Annotated in this window: 9 protein-coding genes; 5 read left to right on the top strand and 4 right to left on the bottom strand. The window is 57.9% G+C overall.

The genetic code is table 11. From position 1 onward, the window contains the following. Positions 1-252: 252 nt before the first annotated feature. Positions 253-2163 carry an AAA family ATPase gene (locus PQQ95_RS09830; protein ID WP_408437191.1) on the bottom strand — a complete coding sequence of 637 codons (1911 nt, stop codon included), beginning with the start codon at positions 2161-2163 and terminating at the stop codon, positions 253-255. A 513-nt stretch (positions 2164-2676) separates the two neighbouring features. After that, positions 2677-4356 carry an ABC-F family ATP-binding cassette domain-containing protein gene (locus PQQ95_RS09825; protein WP_408437190.1) on the bottom strand — a complete coding sequence of 560 codons (1680 nt, stop codon included), beginning with the start codon at positions 4354-4356 and terminating at the stop codon, positions 2677-2679. 394 nt (positions 4357-4750) lie between these two features. Between PQQ95_RS09825 and PQQ95_RS09820 the strand changes: the two genes are divergently transcribed. Together PQQ95_RS09820 and PQQ95_RS09815 are read left to right on the top strand one after the other, a co-directional pair. Further along, positions 4751-6319: a flavin monoamine oxidase family protein gene (locus tag PQQ95_RS09820; RefSeq protein WP_408437189.1), complete on the top strand. Its 1569-nt coding sequence runs from the start codon at positions 4751-4753 to the stop codon at positions 6317-6319. Positions 6320-6326: 7 nt separating this feature from the next. Then, on the top strand, positions 6327-6734 hold the full coding sequence (locus tag PQQ95_RS09815) for a c-type cytochrome (RefSeq protein WP_408437188.1): 408 nt from the start codon (positions 6327-6329) through the stop codon (positions 6732-6734). Positions 6735-6833: 99 nt separating this feature from the next. On the opposite strand, the gene PQQ95_RS09810 is transcribed toward PQQ95_RS09815, so the two are convergent. Both PQQ95_RS09810 and PQQ95_RS09805 read right to left on the bottom strand, forming a co-directional pair. Then, positions 6834-8066 carry an NADH:flavin oxidoreductase/NADH oxidase family protein gene (locus tag PQQ95_RS09810; RefSeq protein WP_408437187.1) on the bottom strand — a complete coding sequence of 411 codons (1233 nt, stop codon included), beginning with the start codon at positions 8064-8066 and terminating at the stop codon, positions 6834-6836. Positions 8067-8216: 150 nt separating this feature from the next. After that, positions 8217-9050, bottom strand: coding sequence for an alpha/beta fold hydrolase (locus tag PQQ95_RS09805; protein ID WP_408437186.1), 834 nt, complete (start codon positions 9048-9050; stop codon positions 8217-8219). A gap of 318 nt (positions 9051-9368) precedes the next feature. Here PQQ95_RS09805 and PQQ95_RS09800 point away from each other — a divergent pair, with 318 nt between their 5' ends. The 3 genes from PQQ95_RS09800 to PQQ95_RS09790 all read left to right on the top strand — a co-directional run bounded on the left by PQQ95_RS09800 (position 9369) and on the right by PQQ95_RS09790 (position 11454). After that, on the top strand, positions 9369-9806 hold the full coding sequence (locus PQQ95_RS09800; RefSeq protein WP_408437185.1) for a MerR family transcriptional regulator: 438 nt from the start codon (positions 9369-9371) through the stop codon (positions 9804-9806). Between the two features lie 176 nt (positions 9807-9982). After that, the gene (locus tag PQQ95_RS09795; protein WP_408437184.1) at positions 9983-10882 is read left to right on the top strand and encodes an acetoacetate decarboxylase; all 900 of its coding nucleotides are present in this window, start codon (positions 9983-9985) and stop codon (positions 10880-10882) included. Between the two features lie 86 nt (positions 10883-10968). Then, a complete protein-coding gene (locus PQQ95_RS09790; protein WP_408437183.1) occupies positions 10969-11454 on the top strand; it encodes a MerR family transcriptional regulator in 486 nt (161 codons plus the stop codon). Positions 11455-11510 lie beyond the last annotated feature (56 nt).

The following is an 11510-nucleotide window of genomic DNA, read 5'->3' as shown; positions in this document are numbered from 1 at the left end:
AGCGTACCTGTTCGCGCCCGGATGTCCGCTAATGTTGGGTGTTCTGCCGCTGTGCGAAGCACCGTGACCGTCCGCAAGTGGCCGGCCCCGGTCCGACGGTGAACCGAAAGACTGGTTCGCCGTTGATCGGTCCGCGTCCGGCAGTAGTCGACCCACAGCTGCCTCTGAACGCAAAGCGATCGCTACGGCAACTTGCAGACTGTAACGGCCATTCGCCAACCGCTCCTCACAATCTTGTGTCGATTCGTCCTCTCACGACTGTTCGGCACCGGTCTCCATCTCCTCGATTGCCATCATTAAATTGGTTATCAGTTGGGCATAAAACGAGTGTCGCCGGCCGCTATCATAAATCGGACGACTTGATTCGCTTCTCAACGACCGGATCGCATTAAGCGAAAATCCTCTTTGCGCTTCTAGAGCGCCGACGATAGATTGATGGGTGATGTTAGATAACAATTTCTTCGCTATTAATGTCGCCTGAAGCCGTTGCTGATATTTAGACACTGTCGAAGACACGAACATATCGGTTGGGATTTCAGGCGCGCCTACCATGACTCGGAGCGCTTCTGCCTCCAATATAATAAACCCGCAACCGTGTGCGAGTTCGCCGCGTGGCAATATCGTATCCTCTACGATCAACATGTATCCGTCGTCAGACAAAAGATCATGAAGGGAATTCGACGAAAATATATCTGGCAACCATAGTGAAACAGGGATCTCATGAAGAACGTTAGTCAGCACAATGAAATCGACTTTCCCGCCAATGGTTTTAGCTGCATTCTCGATTGAGTCAAAAACTCTTTTTCCGCCCTTCTCGAAGACAGCCTCGACGCGTTGCTCGCAGATTGCCCTAACGCCTTGCATTGGTTCGAAAGCATAGTAGTCAATTACATCATTAATCACCTTCCCTTCTTGTTTGCATCGTTCAGTTAATCCGTCAATTAATCTTCCTTGGCCTGCGCCGAAATCGAGAACGCTTATCGGCATTCCGGAAATATTTTTAAGCTGATCAAATATTTGATTTACCTGAGGATCGTCCTTCGCATATTTGACCGTCACTGGTTCGACAAGGCAATCTGCCGCGAATGAATTGATCGCGAATTCGCTAACGTTACCGCAAAAATCAGCCAGCTCTCGTGGCCCCCCGTCGCCACCGGCAAGTCCATTGACGACATCAGGAATGGTGGCTGCCGTTGATGAAAACGAGCCATTATTCGCGTACCACAGTGAGCGGGGAAACTTCGCCGCTAGATGTGATATCAGGGAGAGGCTATGAGTCGCCACCCAGATTTGTGCGCGTGGCGTGCGCTCAATCAAGGCATCAAACAGCTTATTCAACGCTGCCGGATGAAGATGGACTTCAGGCTCGTCGATAAGCAGGGGAACGCTCGCCTCCACCAAGATTCGAGAATGAATAAGGACAATCCACCGAACGAGTTGTCTCTGCCCAACCGAAAGAGATAGCTCGGTCAAAGTTCGGCCGTTCACGACAGGTTCACCGCCGATATCATCGACTGATAAAGCTAGTCCGGCGATTTCGTGCAGAAGCGAGGCTAGATCGTCGAACGAATCGTGAATTTCTGGGTCCGGATCTTGGCTTCCGAATTGCCACTCGTCGGAATTTTTCAGTCTAGCGTGTCTTTTACTTATATCCTCGATATAGGCAAGAGGAGAAGATGCAAGCCAGTTTCTGCTACGACGGCCATGGGCGCGTGGTACACCGACGTAGAGTTTCGCATCAAGGTCAGCCTCTGCAGAAATTGAGTCACTCGAAATAAACCGCGCGACATCTATATATAGTCGAAAAGCCTCGATCTTATCTTCATTTTCATTGAATTCGATTTCAACACCTGTTAGGGGCTCAAATTGTCTTCGAATCGCTTCGACATTTGCCCTAACTCCAGCGGCGGTATACGGTTGTTGATCTGGATCACGCAAAATCGATTCTTCGTCTTGCGCGCGACGAAGAGATTTCTCTATAGACTCGTATCCGACACGCTCGATCTGTGTGAGCATCCAATGAAGGGCGGTCAATAATCGAGTTTTACCCGATCCGTTCGGGCCTGCTAGTACGATGATTCTGTCAAGTCGTTTAAACCGACTTGTTTCAAGGCCAAGTCGCTCACTAATGTGCGAATTTATCGTGAAACGTTCTATGTGCATTTTTTAAATTAATGTATTGGTTTTTTGATCTCACGCTTACTAATCGAAAAAGCGAGCTTTCGTGGCCTCTTCGTGGACTGTTCATGTAAGCCTAGCTTTCAAAGCAACCTTCTCCCACCGTAGGGCGCTTGCGCAAGTCCTCATGCAATAAACTCCACGAAAACAGTGGCCAGCGTCATATGCAGCTGGTTCGCCAGTTCGACAGCGCTTTTCTGAGTCGAATCCGCAATTCTTTTCCTGCTTCGGGTCTTCATGGAGTTTTTCGGCTTTCTTCAGGATGGTAGCGCGTGATCGCAGGGAGAATTCATTCTCCCGCTGGCTCGAATCCTAAGACCGCTTGGCCGCTGTGAGGAGGCATGGCGACGTCTGAACGACGAGTGATCCTAGTCGCCAACGACTGTTTGTGGCCGGCTGCTGCCTGACGGCGATCACCCGCACACAACCCTAAGCCTCCCCCTCGACGCGATGCGAGCCCTACCGCAGCGTCCAACCCGTAACGGCCAAGGGGTGAGCTCAGACGATGACCTTCTGCTCCCCGGCAGCCTGCTCGCGCATGCGACGGGCTTCGTCGCGCAGGAACTGCTGATAATCATCCAGATCGCCGTCGAAAGGCTCGACGCCACCCTTGGTAACGAGCCAGAACTCGTCACATACCGCGCGCAGCAGCGACCGGTCGTGACTGACCAGCATCACTGTGCCTTCGAATTCGTTGAGTGCCATGCCCAGCGCTTCGCGTGTAGCCAGGTCGAGGTGGTTGGTCGGCTCGTCGAGCAACAGCAGATTGGGACGCTGCCACACGATCATGCACAACACGAGCCGCGCCTTTTCGCCGCCGCTCATCGTGCCGACCGCCTGATGGACCATGTCACCACTAAAGTTGAAGGTGCCGAGGAAGGTACGAAGCGACTGTTCGGTGCCGCTCTGGCCCGGGGCACGCAGGTGCGCCGGCGTGTCCTTCGCAAGGCGGAGCATGTGTTCCAGCGGAGTGTCGAGGGGACGCAGCACGTCGAGTTCCTGCTGTGCGAAGTAGCCGATGTTCAGACCTTTGCCTTCGCTGATTTCGCCGGCAATCGGCGCGAGCTCGTGCGCCACCGTCTTCACCAGCGTGGACTTGCCCTGGCCGTTGGCACCGAGAATGCCGATACGCTGTCCGGCCAGCACGGAGCGGTTGATGCCCCGCACGATGACCGTCGGCGGCGTGTCCGGCGCTGCGTCGGTCGGCGCGGGGTAGCCGAAGCTCGCGTCCAGCATCGACAACAGCGGGTTCGGGACGTTGAGCGGCTCCTTGAACTCGAAGGTGAACTCCGCGTCGGCAAGCACCGGTGCGATCTTCTCCATGCGTTCGAGCGCCTTGACCCGGCTCTGCGCCTGCTTCGCCTTCGAGGCCTTGGCCTTGAAACGGTCGATGAATTTCTGCAGGTGGGCGATCTTGTCCGCCTGCCTGGCCATCGCGGCCTGCTGCAACAGGAGTTGCTCGGCGCGCATCTCTTCGAACTTGCTGTAGTTGCCGCCATAACGCACCAGCTTGGCGTTGTCGACGTGTACGGTCACCTGCGTCACCGCGTCGAGGAACTCACGGTCGTGGCTGATCACGACCATGGTTCCTTCATAGCGCTTGAGCCACGCTTCCAGCCAGACCAGCGCGTCGAGGTCGAGGTGATTGGTCGGTTCGTCGAGCAACAGCAAGTCGGACGGGCACATGAGGGCGCGCGCCAGCTGCAATCGCATGCGCCAGCCGCCGGAGAAACTGTTGACCGGCTGGCTAAGCTGCGCAGCACTGAACCCAAGGCCCAGGATCAACGCCTGGGCACGTGCGGGGGCATCATGTGCGCCGGCGTCGTGCAGGGCCATGTAGGCGTGCGCCATGCGCATGCCATCGTCGCTGGCCTCAGCGGCGGCTACTTCGGCCTGCGCGGCCAGCAGGATGGTGTCACCCTCGATGACGAAGTCGGTCGCACTTTGCTCGGTCTCCGGCATCTCCTGCGCGACCTGGCCCATCTTCCATGCAGCGGGAATCGAGAACTCGCCGCCGTCTTCGTGCAGCGTGCCGTTGAGAAGGCCGAAGAAGGACGACTTGCCAGCGCCATTGCGGCCGACAAGGCCAATCTTTTCGCCAGGGGTGAAGGTAACGGATGCGCGGTCGAGTACGACATTGACGCCACGGCGCAGCGTGACATTACGGACGGAAATCATAAGGAGCTACTTCGGAGAGGATAGGCATGATAGCCCACCGGACGTACAGGGCTGCTCTTTTCTGGCCGCACGAGTGAAGAACCGCTTGCGCTTTGCGGCGCCCGCCGGCCGCAAAGCGAGGCGGGTACTGGCGCACCGGGCGTTCCGGCTGCGGGGCCAGAGTGACAAATCGCACGCTCACCATCGGCGCGTCTGACGTTCGATTCACGACGCTCGACAAGTCGATCGCATAAAATGAACGAGTCCGTTGCAAACACGCCCAAACGCAGTCCCCAAGCATACAAATCCAGATGACCCGGGCCTTTGCACTCCGGAATGCCATCTGATTTCATTCGCCATCGTTTCTCTCCAGTTGGGGCACCCCGTCCTTATGCCGAGAATGACTCCAAATGCGATGAGCCGCCGGCACCTGCTGACGCTGATCGGCAAGAACCTCGGCGCGGCCGCCATGATGCAAGGCATGGGCACGTTAGGGTTCGCCGCCACCTCGACCTACACCGGACCGATCAAACTCAGTGGCGCCCCCAAAGGAACGCGAATTCTCGTGCTCGGGGCGGGCATGGCGGGCCTCGTCGCGGCCTTTGAGCTGAGGAACGCGGGCTACCATGTGCAGGTGCTCGAGTACAACAACCGCGCGGGCGGTCGGGCCTGGACTGTCAGGGGCGGTGATCGTTATACAGAACTCGGCGGCGCCACCCAGTACTGCGATTTCGCTGACGGACTCTATCTGAACCCAGGACCGTGGCGCATTCCGTATCACCACCAAGGCGTACTCGACTACGCAAAACGCCTGAAGGTGCCACTCGAGCCGTTCATCCAGGTCAACTACAACGCGTACCTGCATTCGACGGAAGCTTTCGATGGCAAGCCGCAACGATTCCGCGCGGTGCAGACCGACTATCAAGGCTATATCGCCGAACTGCTTTCCAAAGCGATCCACAAGAATGCACTCGATGATGCGTTGTCAGCCGAAGACGCGCATCTGCTACTCGAATCCCTGCATCAATGGGGTGCGCTCGGTCGGGATGGTCGCTACGAGGCGGGTCCGCGAAGCAGTGAACGCCGCGGATTCACCACCGCGCATGGCGGTGGACTCATGCCCAAAGCGGTGCCGTCGGATCTGCTCCCGCGCGACCCGTTGCTTGCATCGCGTTTGTGGCAATGGCTCTCGTCTGGAAACGAGCAGGACTTCCAGAGCACCCTTTTTCAGCCCGTCGGCGGCATGGACAGGATTGCTCATGCGCTTTACTCACAGGTCGCGAGTGCTGTCGTGTTCAACGCCAGAGTCACGGCCATCTTGCAAGATGAGCAAGGCGTCACGGTGCGCTACACCGATACGACCACCCGAACCGAACGGAACGCACACGCGGACTGGCTGGTGTGCACCATTCCGCTCTCGATCCTGAGTCAGATCGACATCGCGGTCGGCCCGGCCATGCGCGCCGCGATCGATGCGGTGCCCTACGAGACATCAGTGAAAATCGGCTTGCAATTCGGTCGGCGATTCTGGGAGGAAGACGAGCAGATCTACGGCGGCATCACGCATACTGATCTGCCGATCTCGACGATCGGCTATCCGGCAACCGGTTACGGATCGACTGGCCCCGCGGTGCTGCTCGGCGCCTACATGTGGGGGCCCGCCAGCTATGAAATGGGTGCGCTGCCCCCTGCGGAACGGATCGCGATGGCGTTGAGCCAGGGCAGCCAGATTCATCCACAGTACGCACGCGAGTATCAGAACGGCTTTGCGATGAGCTGGAGCCGGTCACCGTTTACGAATGGCTGCTTCGCTGCATGGACGGATGCGTTGAGAAAAGCGCATTACGCGAATCTCTGCCAGATCGACGGAAGGATCGTCCTTGCCGGAGAGCACGCTTCCCATATCCCGGCATGGCAGGAAGGCGCCGTGCTGTCGTCACTGGATGCGATCACCCGGTTGCATCGGAGAATCGTCAATGGATAGGGTACCGTTGATCCTCAGCGTGATGCTGATGGCCTGGCTGTCGGGAGCCGCGACGGTGGTATCGGCTCAGGCCGTGGCGCAGGACGCACCCCGCACCTTCACGATTTCGCCTGACTATCGCTTCACCGAAAAAAGCGGCGAAGCGCTTTACAACGCGACCTGCGCGGGATGCCATATGCCGGACGGAAAAGGCGCACAGGGCGCGGGCCACTACCCGGCGCTCGCTGATAACCCGGCAGTCGGAGCTGCTCCGTACGTGATCGTCAATGTACTGCACGGCAGAAAGGCAATGCCATCCTTTGGTGACGCGATGAATGACGATCAGGTCGCTGCTGTCGTCAACTACACGAGAACCCATTTCGGCAATCGATTTGCCGCAGATGTCACGCCGAGCCAGGTTAGAAGTCTGCGCTGAGCCGTCAGGCAGACAATCACTGAGTTAGCTCGCAGACGACGGTCAGTCCTGCGCAATCTCTCTGCAATCGACTGGATCAATGGATCCAGTCAAACCTGGTCACATTACCCGCTGCGCCATCCGGCGCCGGTACTTGCGAGTCCGGCATGCATCCGCTGCTTGCTGCAGAATCAACGCACGCAGTGGCGATACCTTCGGATCGGTCGTCCTGCCCAGACTTAGCTTGCGCAACTGGAACTTGACGGTAGCCATGTTCGCCAGTGAAGCCAGTGTCTTGTTCTTCCAGCTAATCGGCGAAAGTTGAGGAACAACATCCTTACCGCCTTGCCAGGCCCGGGGCAAATCGGGTTCGATTGCCAGAGCGGTACCCACGCCGACCATGTCCACCCCGCTCTTGACTACCTGTTCGGCAACCTGCCGGCGACGGATCCCTCCCGTGACCATGACCGGCATCTTTGCCACCTTCCGGATGTCGCGTGCGAATTCCACGAAATAGGCCTCGCGCGCCAACGTGCGACCGTCACGAGCCTCGCCTTGCATGGCTGGCGCTTCGTAGCTGCCACCGGACAGTTCGACCAGATCGACTTTCAAACTGTTGAGCAGCTTGACCACTTGTTTCGCGTCGTCCGCAGTAAAGCCGCCGCGCTGGAAATCGGCTGAGTTCAGCTTGACCGCAACGGAAAAGTGCGGAGAAACCACGGCACGCACCGCTTTGACAATCTCCAGTAGCAGACGCGCGCGGTTCTCAAGCGAACCGCCCCATTCATCCGTTCTCCGGTTTGTGAGCGGCGAAAGAAACTGGCTCAACAGGTAGCCATGGGCCGCGTGAATTTCTACACCCGTAAATCCCGCCTGCTCGCCAAGTCGCGCGGTACGGGCAAATCGCACGATCACGTCGTCGATGACTTCCTGCGTCATGGCGAGCGGCGTATTGAAGCGTTTGGACAGCTTGCCCAGCTCGAGCGGGACTGCCGAAGGCGCCCATGTCTGCTGGCCAAGATTGGCTTGCATCTGACGGCCCGGATGATTGATCTGCAGCCAGAACTGGGCGCCTTGGGACCGGCCGACCTGCGCCCAGCGCGCGAATTGTGCCAGCTGCGTGTCGTCCTCCAGGACCACGCCGCCCGGTCCCGTCATGGCGCGGCTGTCGACCATCACATTACCCGTTATCAGCAGGCCGGCGCCGCCGTTTGCCCAAGCCTCGTAGAGCCGCATCAATTGCCCGGACGGCCCCTGGTTGGCATCCGCCATGTTTTCTTCCATGGCGGCTTTGGCGATACGGTTGGGGATGACCGAACCGTTAGGGAGAGTGAGCTTGTCGAACACGTTCATAGGAACACCTCAATTGATCGTGTTGCAACTCTAAGTTTTAAGTTAAGTTGAAGGTCAAGCAATTTTTTGAACGGAACGAGCCACCCGCAGGTGGCTCGCTGACTGGTCTGCACGCGTTAGCAGCAGCGCGATCGCATGCGGTTGACGGCTTTATGACTCTTTGATGAACGCAAGCAGATCGGCATTGATCGCATCAGCGTTGGTTGTCGGCATGCCGTGAGGAAAGCCCGGATAGGTCTTTAGCGTACCGTTCCGCGCCAGCTTCGCCGAGAGGGGCCCCGAATCCGCATACGGGACAATCTGATCGTCGTCACCATGCATGACCAGAACGGGAATGGTGGTGCTTTTCAGGTCTTCGGTGAAATCCGTCTGCGAGAACGCGACGATGCCGTCATAGTGCGCCTTCGCGCTGCCCATCATGCCCTGCCGCCACCAGTTCCAGATGGTGCCGTCAGAAGGCTTCGCGTTAGGCCGGTTGTAACCGTAGAACGGGCCGGCGGGAATGTCGTAGTAGAACTGCGCGCGGTTTGCCGCGAGCTGCGCCTGAAGATCGTCGAACACCTGTTTGGGCAGACCGCCCGGATTACTCTCGGTCTTGACCATGATCGGCGGCACCGCGCTGATGAGTACCGCCTTTGAAACGCGATCTTCACCGTGACGCGCGACATAATGGATGACCTCGCCGCCGCCTGTGGAATGGCCTACATGTACCGCCTTCTGCACGCCGAGATGGTTCACGACCGCCGCGACATCATCGGCGTAATGGTCCATGTCATGGCCGTCCCAGACCTGACTCGATCTTCCATGTCCGCGCCGATCATGCGCGACGACCCGGAAACCCTTGGCCAGGAAGAAGAGCATCTGGGCATCCCAATCATCTGCGCTGAGCGGCCATCCGTGGTGGAAGAAAATGACCTGCGCGTCACGCGGGCCCCAGTCCTTATAGAAAATATCGACGCCATCCTTCGTTGTGACAAATCCCATTTTCGCTTCTCCGGTGATGTGTTCACACCCAATCGGTGTCGTGCACCTGATCGTTGCCGGTCAGGCTAACCTACTGCTCCTTCTGTCTGGTGAATAGCCGGCGACGGTGATTGAAGGCATCGCGTCCCGGTGCCGGCGGCTGGCACACCGGCGCGGCACACGAAACTGTTTGCGCAAAAAAGCCTTCAGTCCTCGTCGTTATCCTCTATCACGGTCCGCAACGGTGCGGCATCCATTGTCCGTTGACGTCTTGCTTGACCGTCTTTTAACTGTAGGATTAAAGTGAACTTCAAGGTCAATACTTTTTAAAAGTGCCACATGAAGATCGGGGAACTGGCAGAACTCAGCGGCCTGACCGCATCCCGCATCCGCTTCTATGAGGCGACCGGGCTGATCAAGGCGGTCGAGCGGACGGCGAACGGCTATCGCGACTACCCGCCGGAAGCGTTGACGATACTCGAAATCATCGCCAACGCCCAGCATGCGGGCTTTTCTCTCGAGCAGATCCGGCATCTGCTGCCAACGGGTCAGGGCTCATGGCAGCATGACGAATTAGTCGAAGCGCTAAAGCGCAAAGTGGCCGAAATCGAAGAGATGCAAGAACGCCTGAATCAGAGCCGGGTGCAGTTGCTCGTCGCCATTGAAAGCATCGAGAACAGACCCGCGGATCTGAACTGTTCAGACAGAAAGGAGTGGGTTCTGGGCCGTCTCCGCGAAAACGGGGTTGTGCCGAAACGGAAGAAAAACTCGCGCTGATCGACGGGAGCGACGTTTCACCGCCTGAAGGTTGCCGGCCTTCACGAGGGCGTGATGAACTAGTTGTGCTGAAATGCTTGACCTTAAAGTTGAGTTGAATCTTAGAGTATGTCCTGCAGGGGCGATCGGTTTATGACGACCGTCCGCAGGTCAACCCTCAAGAAAGGTCAACGGATATGGACAGGCGGTTCACACAGGTCGAGTTCGGCTCACACAAGGTTGAAGTTATCGAGGGCGGATACTACGACCGTTTCCGCATGAATCCGAACCTCGACGAAGTGGCGCGTGACCCCGCTGTCGGGAACATCGACTTTTTCCGCAGAATTCCGAAGCATCAGGTCGAGTCACGAGTCGGTCCGATATGGGCGCCGAATTTCTACTACCGCACCAGCAGTGTCCAGGTCCTGATGCTCGCCCCGTTGGAGCGATTGCGGTCCGCGCTGCCGACGCCTCTTGAGCCCTTGCATGCGTTGCCTGGCTACGGGTTAGTGGCGCTGACTTTCTTTTCGTACGCCGTCTGCGATAACGATCCTTACGACGAGGTCTCGGTTGCAATCGTTATCCGCCGGCCGGGCGCGCGTGGGTCTCATCTGATCGAACTGCTCGACTCAATGCGGCGCCGGAGCTTCTTCGCGCACGTCCTGGCGCTGCCGGTCAGCACCGAAATAGCGAGAGTGCGTGGGGTGTATGGCTATCAGCTCCCCAAGTGGCTCGCCGGAATCACCGTTGATCTTGGTACGAGCGTCAAGGCCAGCCTATCCGCTCTGGACGGAAAGCCGGATCTGATGTTGAGCGCGCCGCTGCCCGCACCGCGCAACGTCACGCCGCAATCTCACATGGGAACGTCGACAATGGTGCACGTTGTCGACGGTGAATGGCATCAGACTTCGGTCCAGACCAACACCTTATCGTTCGCTCAACGCATTCTCCCGCGGAACGTAAAGCTGGTGCGTAGCGGCGGCCCGTTGAGCCAGCTTCTCGATGGACTGAGCGCCTCAAGAATTGTTCGCTTCGACGTGGTCAAAGACGCGCAAGTGGTTCTGAACCTGCCCGCCCGCCTGAGAGCCTTTGATTGAGCTGGAAGCTATATGCAGGTCGGTAGAGATCCGCAACGAGCGTCACGCAAGTGCGGATTCCGAAATAACGGTGGAGTATCCATCCTATGAATATCGGGGAACTCTCGGAGCGCACCGGACTGACCCCGTCACGCATCCGCTTCTACGAGCGCATTGGGCTGCTGAAGACCGTCCAACGCCAACCCAACGGTTACCGTACCTATCCAGCCGAAGCCCTGCTGGTGCTCGATCTGGTTGCGACTGCGCAGAAGGCCGGCTTCAGTCTCGATGAAATTGGCATGCTGCTGCCGCCCGATCCGGCGCAGTGGCAACACGGCACGTTGCTCGAAACGCTGCGCCTCAAGGTGCAGGACATCGAAGCGTTGGAAGCGCGACTGGCGCAGAGCAAAACGCATCTTGTCTCGCTGATCGCGGAGATCGAAGCCAAGCCAGCCGAGATCGATTGCACGACCAACGCGAAGAGAGTGCTGTCGCGAATGCGTCGGGGTGAAATGACAAGTCCCGCCCTCGCGTCCGGCGATGTCAAGGTACTGGGGAAGGCAAGCCGTCGGCGAACGGAAAGATCGCGCTAGGTCAGCGTCGCAGTGCATCTGCGATGTCCGCACGGGAACAACGAAAGGATGTTTGA

It is taken from the genome of Paraburkholderia caffeinilytica (assembly GCF_046030355.1).
Taxonomy (GTDB): Bacteria; Pseudomonadota; Gammaproteobacteria; order Burkholderiales; family Burkholderiaceae; genus Paraburkholderia; species Paraburkholderia caffeinilytica_B.
The sequence above is the reverse complement of the archived record's forward strand: the minus strand, read 5'-3'. Positions and strand labels throughout refer to the sequence as shown.

Bases quoted from the DNA above. Each gene is read 5' to 3' on its own strand.
- PQQ95_RS09830 (WP_408437191.1), bottom strand. From the start codon at position 2,163: ATGCACATAGAACGTTTCACGATAAATTCGCACATTAGTGAGCGACTT.
- PQQ95_RS09800 (WP_408437185.1), top strand. From the start codon at position 9,369: ATGAAGATCGGGGAACTGGCAGAACTCAGCGGCCTGACCGCATCCCGC.
- PQQ95_RS09820 (WP_408437189.1), top strand. From the start codon at position 4,751: ATGAGCCGCCGGCACCTGCTGACGCTGATCGGCAAGAACCTCGGCGCG.
- PQQ95_RS09805 (WP_408437186.1), bottom strand. From the start codon at position 9,050: ATGGGATTTGTCACAACGAAGGATGGCGTCGATATTTTCTATAAGGAC.
- PQQ95_RS09810 (WP_408437187.1), bottom strand. From the start codon at position 8,066: ATGAACGTGTTCGACAAGCTCACTCTCCCTAACGGTTCGGTCATCCCC.
- PQQ95_RS09795 (WP_408437184.1), top strand. From the start codon at position 9,983: ATGGACAGGCGGTTCACACAGGTCGAGTTCGGCTCACACAAGGTTGAA.
- PQQ95_RS09825 (WP_408437190.1), bottom strand. From the start codon at position 4,356: ATGATTTCCGTCCGTAATGTCACGCTGCGCCGTGGCGTCAATGTCGTA.
- PQQ95_RS09790 (WP_408437183.1), top strand. From the start codon at position 10,969: ATGAATATCGGGGAACTCTCGGAGCGCACCGGACTGACCCCGTCACGC.